Raw genomic sequence first — 19,515 nt, forward strand, 5'->3', positions numbered from 1 at the left:
ATAGACACCGGTGACCGACGAAAGGGGCCGGGACCGTGGACGATCAGTGTGGTAACCGCGACGCCGAAGCCGTCCGGGAGACCATTCGGACTGCGTTGTTGTTGGCGGCACGCGCGCCGTCGGTGCACAATTCTCAGCCGTGGCGCTGGCGGGTGCACGAGTCCTCGACGGCGGCCACGGTGGATCTGTTCGTCGACCCCGGCCTGCAGCTGCGCCAGGTCGACCCCGATGGCCGCGGCATGGTCCTGAGTTGCGGTGCGGCGCTGCATCATCTGGTGGTCGCGCTGGCCGCATTGGGCTGCCGGTGTAAGGTCCACCGGCTGCCCGATCCGGGCAACCCGGATCACCTGGCTTCGATCGAACTGTGTCACAGCGGCCCGGCCCACGAGCTCGAGCAGGTGGACATCAGCCTGGCCGCGGCGATCCCTCGGCGGCGCACCGATCGCCGCTACTTCAGCGACTGGCCGGTGGCCGCCGCCGACATCGCACTGATGGGTGCTCGCGCCGCCCGCGCCGGGGTGATGCTGCGCCGGGTCGACGAGCTGGACCGGCTCAACGCGGTGGTCGCCCGGGCTGTCTTCGAACACGACCGCGACTACGACTACCTCAGCGAATTGACCGTCTGGAGCGGCCGTTACAAGTCGGTGGCCGGCGTTCCCGCCCGCAGCGTGCCCCCGCCGAGTGCTGATGCTGCGATCCCGGGCCGGGTGTTCGCCGGTCCGGCGCTGTCTCAACCGGCCGGCGCGACGGGGGCCGACGACCGGGCCGTGATGCTCGCGCTGGGCACCGAGACCGACGATCGGCTGGCCCAGTTGCGGTCCGGTGAGGCCACCAGCCTGGTGCTGCTGACCGCGACGGCGCTGGGGCTGGCCGGGTGTCCGGTCACCGAGCCGCTGGAGATCGCCGAAACCCGTGCCGCGGTGCGCCGCGACGTCTTCGGAACCGGCGGCTATCCGCAGATGCTGCTGCGGGTGGGTTGGGCCCCGATCAACGCCGACCCTCTGCCGGCCACCCCGCGCCGTGCCCTCGACGACACCGTCGAGTGGCTCGGCGCCAGAGTCACTGTGTGAGAAGTGGTGCGCACCAGCGCAACACGGTGCCGCCGTCCGGCGGGGATGTGATCTCGAAGGTCCCGCCGGCCTGCTCGGCGCGCCGCCGAAGGTTCGTCAGCCCGCTGCAGGTGATCCCGTCCGGAATGCCGCAGCCGTTGTCGTGGACCTCGATCGACAGCTCGTCTTCGACCTTGACCTGAACGGTCAGGGTGCTGGCGCCGGAATGCCGGACGGCGTTGCTGACCGCCTCGGAGACCACCGCCTCGGCGTGATCGGCCAGCGCCGGTTCGACCACCGACAGCGGGCCGACGAACTGCACGGTGGTGTGCAGGCCGGACCCGGAGAACTGCGTGACCGCGTTGTCGAGCCGTTGGCGCAGCCGGGTCACCGTCGACGAGCCACCGTGCAGGTCGAAGATCGTGGTGCGGATCTCGCCGATGATCTCCTGTAGATCGTCCACCGCATCGGTCAGGCGTTCCTGCACGGCTGGCGACCCCGCCTGCGCGATGGTGCTCTGCAGCGCCAGTCCGACGGCGAAAATCCGTTGGATCACATGGTCGTGCAGATCTCGGGCGATCCGGTCCCGGTCGGTGACCACATCGAGTTCGTGCATCCGCCGCTGTGTGGTGGCCAGCTGCCAGGCCAGCGCGGCCTGATCGGCGAACGCGGCCATCATGTCGAGCTGTTCGGTGCTGAACAAGACCGTGCTGCCGTGGCGCAGCACCACGACCACACCCGCAACCGCGTCGGTGGCGCGCAGCGGCAGGATCAGCGCCGGTCCGCGGGCCGCGACCCCGGTCAGCCGCAGATCGTCCACCTGGCGCGGAACCTGCTTGGTGAAGGACTCGCCGACCGCGGTGCCCGACACCGCGATGGTCTCACCGGCGATGGAATCCATTGCCTCGCCGACGGTTTCGACCACAATAAGCTTCTCGTCATCCGATGCGTCGTCATCGAGTGGGATGGCCACCATCGCCGAGTCGGCGCCGGTGAGTTCGGTGGCCTTCTCGGCGATCAGCCGGAACACCGTGGTGGGTTCGGCTCCGGCCAGCAGTTCGGTGGCGATGTCCCGGGTCGCCTCGATCCAGGACTGTCGAGCCTTGGCCTGGGCGTAGAGCCGGGCGTTGGCGATCGCGATGCCGGCCGCGGTGGCCAGCGCCTGCACCAGCACCTCGTCGTCCTCGGTGAAGGCGCCCCCGTTGGCCTTCTCGGTGAGGTAGAGGTTGCCGAACACCTCGTCGCGCACCCCGACCGGCACGCCGAGGAAGCTGCGCATCATCGGATGGCCGGGTGGAAAGCCCACGGAGGCAGGGTGTTCGGTGATGTTCGCCAGCCGAAGCGGATGCGGATCCTCGATCAGCAGTCCGACCACGCCGTTGCCTTCGGGCAGCCGGCCGATCCGGCGGTAGGTCTCGTCGTCGATGCCCTCGTAGACGAACTCCAGCATCCGGCGGTCGGCGTCATGCACCTCCAGGGCACCGTATTGGGCGTCGACCAGGCTGGTGGCGGTCTGCACGATCGACCGCAGTGTCGCGTCCAGTTCCAGGCCTGAGGTGACCACCAGCATGGCCGCCAGCAGGCCGTCCAGCCGGTCGCGGCCCTCGACGATCTGCTCCACCCGGTCTTGGACCCCGACCAGTAGCTCGCGCAGTTGCAGCTGGGAAAGGCTGTCGCGCAGGGGATTGCGGCTGTCGGTTGGTTCGCTGTCAGCCATTCTGGGTACGTTCGAGCTTGGTGGCGAAGACCGCGGCCTGGGTGCGGCGTTCCATGCCGAGTTTGGCCAGCAGTCGTGAGACGTAGTTCTTGACGGTCTTCTCCGCCAGGAACATCCGGTCGGCGATCTGCTTGTTGGTCAGCCCCTCGGTGAGCAGCTTCAGCAACGTGCGTTCCTGGTCGGAGAGCCCCGACAGCGGATCGGGCACGGCGGCGGCACCGCGAAGCTTGGCCATCAGCGCGGCGGCCGCCCGATTGTCCAGCAGGGAGCGCCCGGCGCCGACTTCCTTGACGGAGCGGGCCAGCTCCATGCCTTTGATGTCTTTGATGACGTAGCCGCTGGCGCCGGCGAGGATGGCGTCGAGCATCGCCTCGTCGGAGGTGAACGAGGTCAGGATCAGGCAGCGCAGTTCCGGCATGCGCGACAGCAGGTCTCGGCACAACTCGATGCCGTTGCCGTCCGGCAGTCGCACGTCGAGCACCGCCACGTCGGGTCGCAGTGCGGGAATCCGAGCCATCGCCTCGGCCACCGAACCGGCTTCGCCGACCACGTCCAATTCCGGGTCGGCGCCGAGCAGGTCGATCAGCCCGCGCCGCACCACCTCGTGATCGTCCACCAGGAACACCCTGACCACATCACGTCCTCTCGCCCAAGCCGTCCGCACGCAGTTGTGTCCACGCTATCCGGGGCGACCGGTGGATGCACAGGGTATTAAGCCATTACGCTGCACCCGTGGACGCCGCCGCCCTCAACGCGTTGTTCGACCTGACCGGACGCACCGCCATCATCACCGGCGGCACCCGTGGTATCGGATTGGCTGTCGCGCACGGCCTGGCGGCCGCCGGAGCCAATGTCGTGGTGGCCAGCCGCAAGCCCGACGCCTGCGAGCGCGCCGCGCAGCAGCTGGGTCAGGCCGGTGCGCAGGCCATCGGGGTGCCCACCCATCTCGGTGACGCCGACGCGATCGGGCAGCTGGTCGAGGCCGCCGTCGCGCGGTTCGGCGGGGTCGACATCGTGATCAACAACGCCGCCAATGCGCTTGCGCTGCCGTTCGGGGAGATCACCCCCGCGGCGTTGGACAAGTCGTTCGCGGTCAACCTGCAGGGGCCGGTACTGCTGGTTCAGGCGGCGTTGCCGCATCTTCGCCGCAGCGGGCACGCCGCGATCGTGAACGTGGTGTCGGCCGGCGCCTTCGTGTTCTCGCCGGCGACGTCGATGTACTCCGCCGCCAAGGCTGCGCTGGTCTCATACACTCGGTCGATGGCGGCTGAGCTGGCGCCGTCGGGGATCCGGGTCAATGCGATCGCTCCCGGGCCGGTCGACACCGATATGGTGCGCAACAACCCGCCGGAGTTCATTGCGGCGCTGCGCGGTGCGACGCTGTTGCAGCGCATCGCCGATCCCGACGAAATGGTCGGACCGGTGCTGCTTCTGGTCTCCGATGCGGGCAGCTACATCACCGGGCAGACCATCCACGCCGACGGCGGAATGGTCGCGCGTTAGGCGAAGGCCTCTTGACGCCTATCCCCGCTTGGCGCCACCGAGGAACGGGGTGATGATGTCCACCGGCAGCGGGAACACCACCGTGGAGTTCTGATCCGCGCCGAGCTCCAAAAGGGTCTGCAGGTAACGCAGTTGCAGCGACGCCGGGTTCTTCGACAGTGTCTCGGCGGCCTGGCTCAGCTCTTCGGAGGCCTGCAGCTCACCGCGGGCGTTGATCACCTTGGCGCGGCGCTCGCGCTCGGCCTCCGCTTCGCGGGCCATCGCGCGCTGCATGGATTCGGGAATCTCCACGTCTTTGATCTCGACCACCCGCACCTGCACGCCCCACGGCTCGGTCTGCTTGTCGATGATGTTGCGCAGGTCGGCGTTGAGGTCGTCGCGGTGCGCCAGCAGGGTGTCGAGGTCGGCGCGACCCAGCAGCGAGCGCAGCGTGGTCTGGGCGATCTGCGAGGTGGCCACCGCGTAGTTCTCCACCGCCAGAATCGCTTTGAGCGGGTCGACGACCTGGAACATCACGACCGCGTTCACCCGGGCCGGCACGTTGTCGCGGGTGATGACCTCCTGCGGAGGGATGGTCAGCGTCACAACCCGTTCGTCGACGCGGATGATCTTGTCCGCCAAGGGAATCAGAAACCGCAGCCCGGGCTGATACAGCGGGCGGGCGTGGCCGAGCCGGAACACCACGCCGCGTTCGTACTCCGGCAGGACTTTGACGGAGAAGTAGGCCAGCGCACCCAGTGTCGCGATCACGATCACCAACACGGTGATGACGCCCTCACTCAACGTGCCTTCTCCTTGTCTGAAGTGCCGGCGTACGAGCCGCCCCACCGGGTGGAGTATCGGTCGATGGCCGCTTCGGCGTTCGCGATCTGCTCCTCGGCGCCGGCCATGGTGATCGCCGGGGCGTTCGCCGGAGTGTTCCACAGATGGCGGACCAGTGGGGACCCGCCGGCAACCACGATCAGGATCGCCGTGCCCAGTACCAGCACGTCGGAGGGCCCGTGATTGGCGATCAGCGCCGCCAGCGGCATCACCACCCCGAAACCTGCTACCGCACAGGCGATACCGCGGTGGAACCGACCTGCCTCGGAATGCGGCCACGGGTCCACCGGCCGACTGATCTGCCGGCCGTGATTCGACGTGGTGCAGGTGTCCTTGACCGGGCAGGCGTTGCAGATCGACGGCGTGGCCTGGTACCGCATCACCCGGTTGTCCGGGTCGAAGGAGGTCGGCCAGAGCCACTGGTCCTCCGGGCACTTCCAGGCGTCGTGATCCTCGTGGTAGACGAACTTTCCGGTGCGCCACTGGGCGGCGCGTTCGGAGGTCCGCTTGGCCATGGCGTCGAAGCCCCACGCGAAGACGAGCAGGAGCAGGGCGTAGCCGGATATCAGCCACACCCACGCTCCCGGCATCGTCATCGGTGTCCTCAGCCCTTCGCGGTGGTCTCGACGTCGGCGGCAACCGGCTGGTAGAGCGGGTACTCAGGCAGTTCGTCGACCGTCTCGCCGGAGCGGAAGTTGCGCAGCGCCGTCCACGCGATCCAGCAGAACGGCACCACCCCGCCGACGATCAGGATCGCATCGCCCGGCAGCCGCAGCCACTCCAGCAGGGCGTTGCCCGGCTGGGTGATGTAGCCCAGCGACCGCGCCTCGAAGTAGCCGGCGTTGACCGAGTGGAACAGCTGCAGCACACCGAGCGGCAGCAGCGTGACGAACACCATCCAGGCCAGGCCGATGTTCATGCACCAGAACGAGAGTCGGGCCAGCTTGTTCGGCCATTTGTCGGCCGGGATGACATAGCGGAAGGCGAACATCGCCAGCGCCACCGCGAGCATGCCGTAGACCCCGAACATCGCCGCGTGGGCGTGGTTGGCCGTCAGCGCGGTACCGATCTCGTAGTACGACACCACCGGAAGGTTGATCAGGAAGCCGAAGATGCCGGCGCCCAGGAAGTTCCAGAACCCGACAGCTACCAGGAACATCACCGCCCAGCGTGCCGGGAAGTTGTGCTCACCACCGGCTTCCTGGCGGGCCCCCAACTGTAGGAAGGCCCACGCCTCCACGGTCAGGAAGGTCAGCGGGATGACCTCGGCGGCCGAGAAGAATGCGCCCATGGCCATGTGCTCCACCGGGGTTCCGGAGAAGTACAGGTGGTGCATGGTGCCGATCACGCCGCCGGCGGAGTACAAGATGATGTCGAGGAAGATCACCAGCAGTGCGACGCGCTCGCGCACCACCCCGAGTTGGACGAACAGGTAGGCCACCATCGCCGTGGTGAACAGCTCCAGGAAGTCCTCGACCCACAGGTGCACCATCCAGAACCGCCAGAAGTCGGCGACCGAGAAGTGCGTCTCGGTGCCGGCCAGCAGGCTGACCGCGTAGAAGGTCGGGATGGCCAGACCGGTGAAGAAGAACACCCAGGGCAGGTTCATCTTCGAAGTGGTCGCCAGCTTGGCGCGCATGCCGCGCCAGATGATGAAGATCCACAGGAAAAGTCCGACGATGAGCAGCAGCTGGAACACCCGCGGCAGGTCCAGGAACTCCCACTGCTGCGACATCACGGTGCCGGGCTCGACCTTGCCGAAGATCGACAGGGCCTCGAATGCCATCGATCCGAAGACCACCACGGCCAGCGCACCGAGCAGGCCGTAGACCAGCCACGACTGTTTGGCGGGCTCGCGACGGGTGATGAACGGCACCAGGAAGATTCCGCCGGCCAGGAATGCCGCCGCGGTCCAGAACAGCGACAGCTGCAGGTGCCAGGTACGGGCCAGGTTGTAGGGCAGAAGCTTGGCCAGGTCGATCCCGTAGAACGCCGACAGGTCCGCGCGGTAGTGCTCCACGGCGCCGCCGAGCAGCGTCTGGATCAAAAACAGCACGGCGACGACGGCGAAGATCCAGATCGCGGCCCGTTGCGACCGCGTCAGCGGCACGTCGCCGGGCTGGCGGAACTCGAGCTTGGTCATCTCCGAGCCGTGCCAGCCGATGTTCTGGCTCCACCGGCCGTAGACGGTGAACATGACCCCGATGCCGCCGAGCAGAACGATCAGTGACAGCACCGACCACACCACCACCGAGCCGGTGGGGCCGTTGTCGACGCGCGGCTCCGAGGGCCAGTTGTTGGTGTAGCTGTAGCTGTGGCCGGGCCGGTCGGCCGCCGAGGCCCAGGCCGTCCAGGCGAAGAACGCGGTGAGGTCACGGATCTCGCCGGGGTCGGTGATCATCTCCGGCAGCAGGCCGTACTTGGTGGTGGGCTCACCGAAGTATTCGGCGTAGTGCTTCTCGATGTTGTTGAACGCCTGGACCTGCTTGTCGGTGAACACCAGCGTCTTGGTGTCGGCGTTGTAGCGGTTGGTCCGGAATTCGGTGACCACCTGGGTGTGCGGGTCCGCCACGCCCTGGGCCTGGAACTGATCCGCCACGTCTTCGGTGGCCAGCCGCAGGTATTCGGCGGTGTAGTCCGGGCCGAGGTAGGCGCCGTGGCCCAGCACGGAGCCGTACTGCATCAGTCCGCGGGCCTGGAACAGCGTCTGGCCGCTGGTGATGTCCTTGCCGGTGAACTGTTGCTGCCCGGACTCGGAGACGACCTTGTCGGGCATCGGCATCGAAGCGGTGTAGGTGCGAATCGCGAGGATTCCCATCACCAGGAATCCGAAGATCATCACCAGGGCCACGCCCTGGGCCCAGCCCTTGCCGACCAGTGCCGCGCTGCGGCCGGAGTCGCTGGTGGGCGTACCCAGTTGAGTTGATTCGGAGGTCATGGGTCGGGACGGTAACAGCATCGCGAGGCGATGTTGGTAATTCTGTCAGCGAGGTCACTGCGACTGGGGTCCGCGGTCATCGGCGCTGCCGACCAACGGCCCTTGACATCAAAGTACGACGTGACGTAGTAGAAATTTGCGGGGGCCGACTGTCGGTGGCCGGTGGCACCCTGCGGGTGTGCTCGATGCGGTGCTTCCCCTGCGATGCGGTGGCTGTGGTGCGCCCGACACCCGTTGGTGTGCGGTGTGCGCCGGACAGCTCGCGGTCGCCCCGGATGAACCGCGACTGGTCAGCCCGCGGCTGGACCCGCAGGTGCCGGTGTTCGCACTGGGTCGCTACGCCGGGGCCCGGCGCCAGGCGATCGTCGCGGTCAAGGAACGCGGCCGCACCGACCTGATCGCGCCGCTGGCGGTGCCGTTGGCCGGAGCCCTGCACCGGCTGCTGTGCTGGGGGATGCTCGACGCGCCGCTGACCATCGTCCCCGCGCCCACCCGGCGCAGTGCGGCCCGTCGGCGCGGTGGTGACCCGATCGCACGAATCGCGGCCGGGGCAACGGCCGGCCATCCCGGGATCACGGTGGCGCCGGCGCTGCGGATGCGGGCACTGACGCGGGACTCGGTGGGTCTGGGCAGCGGCGCCCGGGAACGCAACCTGGCCGGCGGGGTGCTGCTGCGGCACCGCTCGATCCCCAAGAGCGCCGGTGATGTCCTCCTCGTCGACGACGTCGTCACCACCGGGGCCACCCTCGCCGAGTCGGTGCGGGTGCTTCGGGCGGGTGGAATTTCGGTGTCGGCGGCGCTGGTGATTGCGGCGGTATGAATTTGCAATGTCAAACCGGTGGCGAGTATCCGGCGGCATGGCTACGGTCGTCATCAAGGTCAGGCGAACATTGCAGCAACGTGGTCGAGACAACAAGAAGGAAGTGTCGAGCATGACGAGTCAATTCGTGGAAACCAGCGGTACATCCGACCACTCGGAGGGTCAGGCTCGGCCGGGCGCCGAGATCGTGGTCAAGGGCCGCAATGTCGATATCCCGGACCACTTCCGGGTCTATGTGGCGCAGAAGCTGGCCCGCCTGGAACGGCTGGACCGCTCCATCCGACTGTTCGACGTCGAACTCAAGCACGCCAACAATCGTCGGCAGCGAAAGTCCTGCCAGCAGATCGACATCACCGTGCACGGCCGCGGCCCGGTGGTACGCGGTGAAGCCCGCGCCGACAGTTTCTACGCGGCCTTCGAGGCCGCCATCGACCGGCTGGAGGGCCGGCTGCGCCGCGGCAAGGACCGGCGCAACGTCTCCTACGGCGACAAGACCCCGCTGTCGGTGGCCGAGGCGACCGGGGCCGCCATCGCCCCGGAGCTGCTCGCCGCGGCGTTCAATCGCGACGGCACCGCCGAACCCGACCACCGCCACGCGGCGGCCGACGGTCACGGGGCCGAGCACGACCACGAACCGGGCCGGATCGTGCGCACCAAGGAGCACACCGCCACGCCGATGTCCGTCGATGACGCGCTCTATGAGATGGAGCTGGTCGGGCACGACTTCTTCCTGTTTCACGACAAGGAGACCGAACAGCCCTCGGTGGTCTACCGGCGGCACGCCTACGACTACGGACTGATCCGACTGGTCTGACCGGCGGCCCGACCGCGGCGGGGCCGCCGCTGTGCGCGGCGTCACCTACGATGGGTGGCGCTCGTAATGGATGAAGACTGAGTAGGGGACATAGCTAGTGCTGTCCAAGTTGCTGCGTTTTGGTGAAGGCCGCATGGTCAAACGACTCAGGAAGGTCGCCGACTACATCGACACCCTGTCAGGGGAAATCGAGAGCCTCACCGACGCGGAGCTGCGCGCCAAGACCGATGAGTTCCGCAGCCGTCACGCCGAGGGTGAATCCCTTGACGACCTGCTGCCGGAGGCGTTTGCTGTGGCCCGCGAGGCGGCCTGGCGGGTGCTGAGCCAGAGGCCGTTCCAGGTGCAGCTGATGGGCGGCGCGGCCCTGCACTACGGCAACGTCGCGGAGATGAAGACCGGTGAGGGCAAGACCCTGACCTGTGTGCTGCCGGCCTACCTCAACGCGATCTCCGGCAAGGGCGTGCACGTCGTCACCGTCAACGACTACCTGGCCAAGCGCGACAGCGAGTGGATGGGCCGGGTGCACCGCTTCCTGGGCCTGGAGGTCGGGGTGATCCTGTCCCAGATGACCCCGGATGAGCGGCGGGTCGCCTACAACGCCGACGTCACCTACGGCACCAACAACGAGTTCGGCTTCGACTACCTGCGTGACAACATGGCGCACTCGCTGGATCAGTTGGTGCAGCGCCCGCACAACTTCGCCATCGTCGACGAGGTCGACTCCATCCTGATCGACGAGGCGCGCACCCCGCTGATCATCTCGGGCCCGGCCGACGGCAGCTCGAACTGGTACACCGAGTTCGCCCGGATCGTGCCGATGATGAACAAGGACGTCCACTACGAAGTCGACCTGCGCAAGCGCACCGTCGGCGTGCATGAGTTGGGAGTGGAGTTCGTCGAGGACCAGCTCGGCATCGACAACCTCTACGAGGCCGCCAACTCGCCGTTGGTCAGCTACCTCAACAACGCGCTGAAGGCCAAGGAGTTGTTCAACCGCGACAAGGACTACATCGTCCGCAACGGCGAGGTGTTCATCGTCGACGAGTTCACCGGCCGCGTGCTGGTGGGCCGGCGTTACAACGAGGGCATGCACCAGGCCATCGAGGCCAAGGAGCAGGTGGAGATCAAGGCCGAGAACCAGACGCTGGCCACCATCACCCTGCAGAACTACTTCCGGCTCTACGACAAGCTCGCCGGGATGACCGGCACCGCCGAGACCGAGGCCGCCGAACTGCACGAGATCTACAAGCTCGGCGTGGTGCCCATCCCGACCAACAAGCCGATGGCGCGCACCGACCAGATCGACCTGATCTACAAGACCGAGGAGGCTAAGTTCCTCGCGGTCGTCGACGACCTCGTCGAGCGGTACGAGAAGGGCCAGCCGGTGCTGATCGGCACCACCAGCGTCGAGCGCTCGGAGTACCTGTCCAAGCAGCTGACCAAGCGCCGCATTCCGCACAACGTGCTCAACGCCAAGCAGCACGAGCGGGAGGCGCACATCATCGCCGAGGCGGGCCGCCGCGGTGCCATCACGGTGGCCACCAACATGGCCGGTCGCGGTACCGACATCGTGCTGGGCGGCAACCCGGACTTTTTGGCCGATGACCGGGTGCGGTCGAAGGGCCTGGACCCGGTGACGACTCCCGACGAGTACGAGGCGGCCTGGGATGAGGTGCTGCCGCAGATCAAGGCGGAGGCGGCCGCCGAGGCCACCGAGGTGATCGAGGCCGGTGGTCTCTACGTGCTGGGCACCGAGCGGCACGAGTCGCGCCGTATCGACAACCAGCTGCGCGGTCGGTCCGGCCGGCAGGGTGACCCGGGCGAGTCGCGGTTCTACCTGTCGCTCGGCGACGAATTGATGCGGCGCTTCAACGGCGCGGCCCTGGAGTCGTTGCTGACCCGGCTCAACCTGCCCGACGATGTGCCGATCGAGGCCAAGATGGTCAACCGGGCGATCAAGAGCGCCCAGACCCAGGTGGAGCAGCAGAACTTCGAGATCCGTAAGAACGTCCTCAAGTACGACGAGGTGATGAACCAGCAGCGCAAGGTGATCTACGCAGAGCGCCGGCGCATCCTGGACGGGGAGAACCTGGCCGAGCAGGCGCACGACATGCTCGTCGACGTGATCAAGGCCTACGTCACCGGCGCCACCGCCGAGGGATACGCCGAGGACTGGGACCTCGAACAGCTGTGGACCGCCCTGCGGACCCTCTACCCGGTCGGCATCGACTATCACGAGCTGCTGCACGCCGACGAGGTCGGTGAGGCCGATGACCTGACTCCCGAGGAACTGCTCGACGCGCTGATCGCCGATGCCGAGAACGCCTATGCAGCACGCGAAACCGAGGTTGAGGCCACCGCCGGCCCCGGATCCATGCGGGAGCTGGAGCGCGGCGTGCTGCTCAGCGTGATCGACCGTAAGTGGCGCGAGCACCTCTACGAGATGGACTACCTCAAGGAGGGCATCGGTCTGCGGGCGATGGCCCAGCGCGACCCGCTGGTGGAATACCAGCGCGAGGGCTTCGACATGTTCACCGGCATGCTCGACGGCCTGAAAGAGGAGTCGGTCGGCTTCCTGTTCAACGTCGCGGTTCAAGCCGCGCCGCAGCAGTCGGTCGCGCCGATGGACGCTCCGGCCGGACTGCGTGCCAAGGGAATCGACGGCGCCAAGGGTGCCGACGGCGCGGCGGGTCTGACCTATTCAGGCCCCGACGAGGACGGTTCGGCAAAGGTTCGGCGTAACCGCGACCTCGAGCCGGCCGGCAACGTCTCTCGCCGTGAGCGGCGCGAGGCGGCCCGCCGCGAAGGCCGTGGGTCCCGGATGCCCAAGACGCCGCCCAAGGGCTGACGCCTGCGGCTCACCCGCTTGGGATCGGTGCTAGCCGATGTGCAGCGCGACGATCCGCCACGACGTGCCGGACACACCGCTGCGTGCCGGTACCGATTCGAGGCGGCAGGCCAGCGCGTGGGTGCGCCGGCCGCGCCGGTAGGTGCCGAAGGCCTCGATGGCGCCGGCCGGTTCGGCGGGCCGGACGCGAACGCGTTGCAGGGTCGCCGGCCCGGCCCGTTCCGGCGAGTTGGACACCCGAGCCGAGCGCACCGACTCGGCCAGCCCGGCGGAGAGCAGCGCGTGCAGGTGCTTCGGCGGGCGGCGCCCGTCCACGACTTCAAGCACCCGGCGCAACGCGGCGTCGGCGAACATCGCCGCTGACTGCAGCCCGGCGGGCAGTGCGGTGTGCGGTGGCCGGTCCGGCCGCAGTTGCGGCGGGTGAGCATGGCGGTGCCGGGTTGTCGGCGCCGGAGCGGACCGGCGCGGCGTCGCGGCGCGGGCCGGTGGTTCGTAGTCGATCACCGGCGCGACCGGAGTGGGTGTGACTGAGTCGGTGCTCACGGCTGTTCTCCAGGTTCGTATCCGACGGATGGACCTGCTGGAGAGTGGCAGGCGGGGTGCGGCGATCATCGCACAATCGCGACGCAGCCGTGTGCGCGTGCGTCTCGCGGTGGCGGCGGGCTACGGTGAGCGCAGAATTTCGGAGGTGAAGGAGGTGGTCGGCCGCGATGGTGAATCGACTGTCGGCGACGGATGCGTCCTTCTACCGGATGGAGAACACGACGACGCCGATGTACGTGCAGTCGCTGTATCTGCTGCGCAATCCGCGCGGCGGGCTCGGCTACGAGAAGCTGCTGGCCACCGTGGAGCAGCGGTTGCCGCAGATGCCGCGCTACCGGCAGAAGATCCGTGAAGTCACGCTGAGCCTGGCGCGGCCGGTGTGGGTCGACGACCATGACTTCGACATCACTTATCACGTGCGGCATCTCGCGGTGCCTTCACCGGGATCCGACCGGCAGTTGCACGAGCTGATCGCCCAGCTGGCCCAGCAGCCGCTGGATCGGTTCCGGCCGCTGTGGGAGCTGTATCTGATCGAGGGGCTCGCCGACAACCGGGTCGCGCTGTATGTGAAGTCGCATCAGTCGATGGTCAACGGGATGGCGGCACCGGCGCTCGCGCACGTCCTGGTCGACCGGACGCAGCGCCCACCGGCGTTCGACGAGGACATCTGGGTGCCCCGGCGCGAGCCCGGTGCCGTCGAACTGGTTCTGGACGCGGTCGGGGACTGGGTGGGGGCTCCGCAGGCACAGCTCAAAGCGGTCGGCTCGACCGTCGGCGGCCCAGTGATGTGGTTGGGCCGCAAGGTATCCGATACCGCCCGGGCCGTCGTGCGCGGCGCCGCACCGAGCAGCCCGCTCAACACCCAGGTCTCGCAGAACCGGCTCTTCACGGTGGCCCGGGGCTCGCTCGAGGATTACCGCACGGTGCGGGCCCGTTACGACTGCGCCATCAACGACGTGGTGCTCGCGGTGATCACCGGCGCACTGCGGAACTGGCTGCTGTCCCGCGGCGAGCCGGTGTCCTCCACCCGGACGGTGCGGGCCATGGCGCCGCTGTCGGTGCATCCGGACCATGAGTTGGACACCGCGGGTCAGCCGATCGGAGCGGTGACACCGTTTCTGGTGGACCTGCCGGTCGGAGAACCCAATCCGGTGGTCCGGCTCTCGCAGATCGCCTACGCCACCGAATCGCACCCCACGCCGACCGGCCTGGTCGACGCCCGCACCATCTTGACCGTGTCGGGGTTCGCCCCGCCCACGCTGCACGCGATGGGTGTTCGGGTGGCGACGGCGTTCTCCGGATTCTCCGGGCGGGTGTTCAACCTGTTGATCACCAACGCACCGGGAACCCAGCGGCAGCTGTATGTGTGCGGGGCGAAACTTCTTGAGACCTATAACGTTCCGCCGCTGCTGCCCAATAAGGCGTTGGCCATCGGGGTGACGTCCTACAACGGCACGCTGTACTACGGGGTCAACGCCGACCGCAAGGCGATGAGTGACGTCGGGGTGGTCTCGGCACTGTTGGATGAGGCGTTGGCCGAACTGCTGGAGGCGGCGAAGTGACCGGCGACCGGGACGCGAAACACAAGATCTCCGACGAGGTGTACGAGCGCGAACTGCTGCGCCTGCAGATCGAACTGGTCAAGCTTCAGGAATGGGTGCGCAGCACCGGCGCTCGGGTCGTGGTGCTCTTCGAAGGCCGTGACGCCGCCGGCAAGGGGGGTGCGATCAAGCGCATCACCGAGAGCCTCAACCCGCGCGTGGTGCGCATCGCGGCGCTCCCGGCGCCCAGCGAGCGTGAACGCGGGCAGTGGTATTTCCAGCGGTATGTCGCGCAGTTGCCGGCCGCCGGTGAGATCACCCTGTTCGACCGGTCCTGGTATAACCGGGCCGGGGTGGAGAAGGTGATGGGTTTCTGTACACCGGAGGAACATTCGCTGTTCCTGCAGCAGGCTCCGGTCTTTGAGAGGCTGCTGATCGACGACGGGGTCCTGGTGCGCAAGTATTGGTTCTCGGTCTCGCAGGACGAGCAGTTGCGGCGTTTCCGCAGTCGGCGCAAGGATCCGCTGCGGCGGTGGAAGCTCTCGCCGATGGACCTCGAGTCGGTGAACCGCTGGGACGCCTACTCCCGGGCCCGGGACGAGATGATGGCGCACACCGATGTCGATGAAAGTCCTTGGTATGTGGTGGAGTCCGAGATCAAGAAGCACGCCCGGCTGAATATGATCGCGCATCTGCTGTCCACGATTCCCTACACCGAGGTGAAGCAGGAACGGGTGGATCTGCCGGACCGCGCGAACGTGACCGGTGACTACGAGCGCCCCGACCGGGCGCTGTACCGCTATGTGCCGGACTACGCCGCAACGCTGTTGGGTGAGCCGTGAGGGTCTACATACCCGCGACGCTGGCCATGCTGGCCCGGTTGGTCGCCGACGGGTCACTGCCGGCGGTCAGCGGCACCGCATTCGCGGTGACGCCGGCGTTGCGGGAGTCCTACGCCCACGGCGACGACGACGAACTGGCCGAGGTGGCGCTGGCCGAGGCGGCGCTGGCGTCGCTGCGGCTGTTGGGTGCCGAAACGGCAGGGGTCGCCGACGACTCGGATACCGCATTGCCCACTCGCCGGGCGGTGTTGGTCGCCGAAGCCGAAGGCGCCACCGTGCGTCCCGACCTGGATGCCGCGGTGGTCCGGCTGGCCGGGCCGGTGCTGATCGGCGATGTGGTCGCGGCCTACGTGGACAATGCCGCCGCCGAGCCGGCGGTGCTGGCGGCGATGGCGGTGATCGACGACGCCGACCTCGGCGACGAGGACGCCGAGCTGACGGTCGGCGACGCCGCGGATCACGACCTGGCCTGGTATGCCACCCAGGAGCTGCCGTTCCTGCTTGACCTGCTGTGATGCGGGCGGAGCGAGAAGTTACGCTACCGTAGGTTCACTGTGAGTAAGAAACATTCGGCGATCACCGCGCGCATCGGCGACACCAGGCGACCGACCGTAGTCGGAGCTGACCTTCATCGTGGGTGGAATGTGTTGCGTCGCATCGCAACACAGATCACCACTCCGCTGTTGCCGGACGACTATCTGCGGCTGGCCAATCCGCTGTGGTCGGCGCGTGAACTGCGCGGCCGGGTGCTGGAGGTGCGGCGCGAGACGGCGGACTCGGCGACGCTGGTCATCAAGCCGGGGTGGGGCTTTCACTTCGACTATCAGCCCGGCCAGTACATCGGCATCGGTCTGCAGGTCGACGGCCGTTGGCGCTGGCGGTCCTACTCGCTGACCTCGACTCCGGTCAGCCAGGCGCGCACCATCGCCATCACGGTCAAGGCGATGCCCGAGGGATTCCTGTCCAGCCACCTGGTCGACGGTGTGGCTCCTGGCACGATCGTCCGGCTGGCCGCGCCGCGCGGCGAATTCGTGCTGCCCGACCCGCCGCCGGCCGCGATGCTGTTCGTGACGGCCGGGTCCGGTATCACCCCGATCATGTCGATGCTGCGCACTCTGTCTCGCCGGGGCGGTGTCACCGATGTCGTTCACCTGCACTCGGCACCGACCGCTGATGAATCGCTGTTCGCCGACGAGTTGGCGGCGCTGGCGCGCGAGCACTCCGGTTATCGGCTGCGGCTGCGGGCCACCCGCACCGAGGGCCGGCTGGAGCTCGGTGGACCCGGGGGCATTCAGGCCTTGGATGCCGAGGTGCCGGACTGGCGGGAGCGGGTGACCTGGGCCTGCGGGCCGACGGCGATGTTGGGCGACGCCGAGCGGATCTGGGCGGACGCCGGGATCGCCGACCGGCTGCACATCGAGCGCTTCGCGATCGCCCGCACGGCGGTGTCCGGGGGCGGCGGGACCGTCACCTTCGCCGCCAGCGGCAAGAGCGTCGTCACCGACGCTGCGACCACGCTGCTGGAGGCGGGGGAGAGCGCCGGCGTCGCAATGCCGTTCGGGTGCCGGATGGGGATCTGCCAGTCCTGTGTGGTCGAGCTGACCGAAGGCCAGGTCAGGGACCTGCGTACCGGGGAAGACCGCGAGCCGGGCACCCGTATCCAGACCTGCGTGTGCACCGCTGCAGGCGACTGCCAACTGGACGTCTGACAGTTACCCGCTGGTAACCTACGGAAGCGTAGGTTACGATGGTGTCGGTCAAAGTTGATCGAAGTACCCGAAGCCCGAAAGGCGGTCTGATGGCGGTTACCGACGTCGAGGTGTTCGCGCACCTCACCGACGCCGACGTGGAGAACCTCGCCGCCGAGCTGGACGCCATTCGCAGCGACGTCGAACAGTCGCGCGGTGAGCGCGACGCCCGCTACATCCGCCGCACCATCGCCGCCCAGCGCGCGCTGGAGGTGACCGGCCGGGTGCTGCTGGCGGCGAGCTCGCGCCGCTCGGCGCGCTGGGCCGGCATGGTGACCCTCGGGGTCGCCAAGATCGTCGAGAACATGGAGATCAGCCACAACGTCCTGCACGGTCAGTGGGACTGGATGAATGACCCGGAGATCCACTCCACCAGCTGGGAGTGGGACATGTCGGGCGCGGCCAAGCACTGGCGCTTCACCCACAACTTCGCCCACCACAAGTACACCAACATCCTGGGCATGGATGACGACGTCGGCTACGGCGTGCTGCGGGTGACCCGGGATCAGCGGTGGCAGCGCTTCAACGTATTCAACCTGGTGTACAACCTGGTGCTCGCCCTTGGCTTCGAGTGGGGAATCGCGTTGCAGCACTTGGAGATCGGCAAGATCTTCAAGGGGCGTAGCGACCGTCAGGCAACCCTGGTACGGATTCGGGAGTTCGGCGCCAAAGCCGGCCGACAGGTGTTCAAGGACTACGTGGCCTTCCCGGCGGTGACCTCGCTGTCGCCCGGTGCGACGTTCTCCTCGACATTGAAAGCCAACGTGATCGCCAACATCATCCGCAACGTGTGGTCGAACGCGATCATCTTCTGCGGCCACTTCCCGGACGGTGCCGAGAAGTTCACCAAGACCGACATGGTCGGCGAGTCGCGCGGCCAGTGGTATCTGCGCCAGTTGCTGGGCAGCGCCAACATCGATGCCGGACAACCGATGCGGTTCATGAGCGGCAGCCTGTCGCACCAGATCGAACACCACCTGTTCCCGGATCTGCCGAGCAACCGCTACCCGGAGATCGCGGAGCGGGTGCGTGCGGTGTGCGTCAAGTACGACCTGCCCTACACCACCGGGCCGTTTCTGGTGCAGTACGGCAAAACCTGGCGCACCATCGCGAAACTGTCACTGCCGGACCGCTTCCTGACCGACACTGCCGATGACGCCCCCGAGACCCGAAGCGAGAAGATGTTCGCCGAGCTGGAACCGGGATTCGTCGGCATCGATCCGGCCACCGGTCGCCGGCGCGGGCTCAAGACCGCGATCGCGGCCGTGCGGGGCTGGCGCCGCGACAAGACCGACCTGGCGGCCTAACTTTCGCGCAGCACCGTGAGCAGCCGGCGCGCTGCTGCGACCCGGCCCTGCGCCGGGCCGGTCAAGGTGTCCAGGGCGCACTCCGGATCGGCGGGCGGTCCCAGATGTCCGCAGCCGCGCGGGCATTCGCCGATGGACTCGGCGAGATCGGAGAACGCCAGCAGCACGTCGTCGGGTGCGATGTGGGCCAGGCCGAACGAGCGGATGCCCGGGGTGTCGATCACCCAGCCGGACCCGGCCAGCCGCAGCGCCACCGACTGGGTGGAGGTGTGCCGGCCCCGTCCGATGTCGGTTACCCGCCCGACCGCCCTATCAGCTTCGGGGACAAGGCGATTCACCAAAGTGGATTTTCCGACGCCGGAGTGCCCCAGTAGCACCGTGACCTGAGATTCCAGCAGCGGGGCGACGGCGTCTAGCGGGTCTTCCCGGCCCGCGGTGACCACGGTGAGCTCCAGGTCGGCGAACTGACCGGCGAACGGTCCCGGGTCGGCCAGGTCCGTCTTGGTCAGGCACAGAATCGGCTTGAGGCCTCCCGCGTACGCGGCGATCAGCGTGCGCTCGACCAGACCGGTGCGCGGCGGCGGGTCGGCCAGTGCCACCACGATCAGCAGCTGATCGGCGTTGGCGACCACCACCCGCTCGGTGGGGTCGGTGTCATCGGCGGTGCGCCGCAACACCGTTCGCCGCGGCCCGCGACGGACGATGCGAGCCAGGGTGTCGGGGCGGCCGGACAGGTCGCCGACCACGTCGACACGATCGCCCACCACGATCGGGGTGCGGCCCAGCTCACGGGCGCGCATCGCGGTGACCTGATCGGGGGAGTCATCGAGTACGCATCCCCAGCGGCCCCGGTCGACACTGACCACCATCGCCGATCGCGCGTCGGCATGCTCGGGACGGATCTTGGTGCGCGGCCGCGAGCCACGCCCGGAACGGACCTTGACGTCGGATTCGTCGTAGTCGCCGGTGTTGATTCGGCGGTCCAACTTCGCCTCTCCTCCGTCGAGCCTCGTTAACCGCCGG

The 19,515-nt window shown here is 67.8% G+C and carries 17 protein-coding genes; 10 read left to right on the forward strand and 7 right to left on the reverse strand.

The window, feature by feature from the left end; genetic code table 11:
- The first annotated feature begins 35 nt into the window (after positions 1 to 35).
- A complete protein-coding gene (locus tag K6T84_RS04490; protein WP_224861938.1) occupies positions 36 to 1,070 on the forward strand; it encodes an Acg family FMN-binding oxidoreductase in 1,035 nt (344 codons plus the stop codon).
- Here the strand turns inward: K6T84_RS04490 and K6T84_RS04495 are convergent.
- Together K6T84_RS04495 and dosR are read right to left on the reverse strand one after the other, a co-directional pair.
- Positions 1,060 to 2,766, reverse strand: coding sequence for a GAF domain-containing sensor histidine kinase (locus tag K6T84_RS04495; protein ID WP_224861936.1), 1,707 nt, complete (start codon positions 2,764 to 2,766; stop codon positions 1,060 to 1,062). The two genes, K6T84_RS04490 and K6T84_RS04495, sit on opposite strands and share 11 nt — an antisense overlap.
- Positions 2,759 to 3,400 carry a hypoxia response regulator transcription factor DosR/DevR gene (dosR, locus tag K6T84_RS04500; protein ID WP_224861934.1) on the reverse strand — a complete coding sequence of 214 codons (642 nt, stop codon included), beginning with the start codon at positions 3,398 to 3,400 and terminating at the stop codon, positions 2,759 to 2,761. Before dosR ends, K6T84_RS04495 begins: the two co-directional genes overlap by 8 nt.
- A gap of 98 nt (positions 3,401 to 3,498) precedes the next feature.
- Between dosR and K6T84_RS04505 the strand changes: the two genes are divergently transcribed.
- Positions 3,499 to 4,269, forward strand: a complete 771-nt coding sequence (locus tag K6T84_RS04505) for an SDR family NAD(P)-dependent oxidoreductase (protein ID WP_224861932.1) — start codon at positions 3,499 to 3,501, stop codon at positions 4,267 to 4,269.
- Between the two features lie 18 nt (positions 4,270 to 4,287).
- On the opposite strand, the gene K6T84_RS04510 is transcribed toward K6T84_RS04505, so the two are convergent.
- The 3 genes from K6T84_RS04510 to K6T84_RS04520 are packed head-to-tail and all read right to left on the reverse strand — an operon-like array spanning position 4,288 to position 8,029.
- Entirely contained in the window at positions 4,288 to 5,031 is a 744-nt protein-coding gene (locus K6T84_RS04510) for a slipin family protein (protein WP_408066054.1), read from the reverse strand.
- A gap of 17 nt (positions 5,032 to 5,048) precedes the next feature.
- On the reverse strand, positions 5,049 to 5,687 hold the full coding sequence (locus K6T84_RS04515; protein WP_224861928.1) for a hypothetical protein: 639 nt from the start codon (positions 5,685 to 5,687) through the stop codon (positions 5,049 to 5,051).
- Between the two features lie 8 nt (positions 5,688 to 5,695).
- Positions 5,696 to 8,029 carry a nitric-oxide reductase large subunit gene (locus K6T84_RS04520; RefSeq protein ID WP_225400460.1) on the reverse strand — a complete coding sequence of 778 codons (2,334 nt, stop codon included), beginning with the start codon at positions 8,027 to 8,029 and terminating at the stop codon, positions 5,696 to 5,698.
- Between the two features lie 178 nt (positions 8,030 to 8,207).
- On the opposite strand from K6T84_RS04520, the gene K6T84_RS04525 reads away from it, so the two are divergent.
- From K6T84_RS04525 to secA, 3 genes are all read left to right on the forward strand, one after another.
- The gene (locus tag K6T84_RS04525; RefSeq protein WP_225396826.1) at positions 8,208 to 8,849 is read left to right on the forward strand and encodes a ComF family protein; all 642 of its coding nucleotides are present in this window, start codon (positions 8,208 to 8,210) and stop codon (positions 8,847 to 8,849) included.
- A 112-nt stretch (positions 8,850 to 8,961) separates the two neighbouring features.
- Positions 8,962 to 9,663: a ribosome hibernation-promoting factor, HPF/YfiA family gene (hpf, locus tag K6T84_RS04530; RefSeq protein WP_225396825.1), complete on the forward strand. Its 702-nt coding sequence runs from the start codon at positions 8,962 to 8,964 to the stop codon at positions 9,661 to 9,663.
- Between the two features lie 97 nt (positions 9,664 to 9,760).
- Positions 9,761 to 12,511 carry a preprotein translocase subunit SecA gene (gene secA, locus K6T84_RS04535; RefSeq protein WP_225396824.1) on the forward strand — a complete coding sequence of 917 codons (2,751 nt, stop codon included), beginning with the start codon at positions 9,761 to 9,763 and terminating at the stop codon, positions 12,509 to 12,511.
- Positions 12,512 to 12,541: 30 nt separating this feature from the next.
- Here secA and K6T84_RS04540 read toward each other — a convergent pair whose 3' ends face one another.
- Positions 12,542 to 13,054, reverse strand: coding sequence for an Rv3235 family protein (locus K6T84_RS04540; protein WP_225396823.1), 513 nt, complete (start codon positions 13,052 to 13,054; stop codon positions 12,542 to 12,544).
- 167 nt (positions 13,055 to 13,221) lie between these two features.
- Between K6T84_RS04540 and K6T84_RS04545 the strand changes: the two genes are divergently transcribed.
- From K6T84_RS04545 to K6T84_RS04565, 5 genes are all read left to right on the forward strand, one after another.
- The gene (locus tag K6T84_RS04545) at positions 13,222 to 14,616 is read left to right on the forward strand and encodes a WS/DGAT/MGAT family O-acyltransferase (protein WP_225396822.1); all 1,395 of its coding nucleotides are present in this window, start codon (positions 13,222 to 13,224) and stop codon (positions 14,614 to 14,616) included.
- Entirely contained in the window at positions 14,613 to 15,437 is an 825-nt protein-coding gene (ppk2, locus tag K6T84_RS04550) for a polyphosphate kinase 2 (protein ID WP_225396821.1), read from the forward strand. The genes K6T84_RS04545 and ppk2 overlap by 4 nt, the downstream gene beginning before the upstream one ends.
- 26 nt (positions 15,438 to 15,463) lie before the next feature.
- A complete protein-coding gene (locus K6T84_RS04555; RefSeq protein WP_225399847.1) occupies positions 15,464 to 15,952 on the forward strand; it encodes a DUF6912 family protein in 489 nt (162 codons plus the stop codon).
- A 39-nt stretch (positions 15,953 to 15,991) separates the two neighbouring features.
- Complete coding sequence (locus K6T84_RS04560) at positions 15,992 to 17,146, forward strand: ferredoxin reductase (protein WP_225396820.1); 1,155 nt, start codon at positions 15,992 to 15,994, stop codon at positions 17,144 to 17,146.
- 89 nt (positions 17,147 to 17,235) lie between these two features.
- Complete coding sequence (locus K6T84_RS04565) at positions 17,236 to 18,492, forward strand: fatty acid desaturase family protein (protein ID WP_225396819.1); 1,257 nt, start codon at positions 17,236 to 17,238, stop codon at positions 18,490 to 18,492.
- On the opposite strand, the gene rsgA is transcribed toward K6T84_RS04565, so the two are convergent.
- Positions 18,489 to 19,466: a ribosome small subunit-dependent GTPase A gene (gene rsgA, locus K6T84_RS04570; RefSeq protein WP_225399846.1), complete on the reverse strand. Its 978-nt coding sequence runs from the start codon at positions 19,464 to 19,466 to the stop codon at positions 18,489 to 18,491. The two genes, K6T84_RS04565 and rsgA, sit on opposite strands and share 4 nt — an antisense overlap.
- Positions 19,467 to 19,515 lie beyond the last annotated feature (49 nt).

The organism is Mycobacterium zoologicum (genome assembly GCF_020181635.2).
Classification (GTDB): domain Bacteria; phylum Actinomycetota; class Actinomycetes; order Mycobacteriales; family Mycobacteriaceae; genus Mycobacterium; species Mycobacterium zoologicum.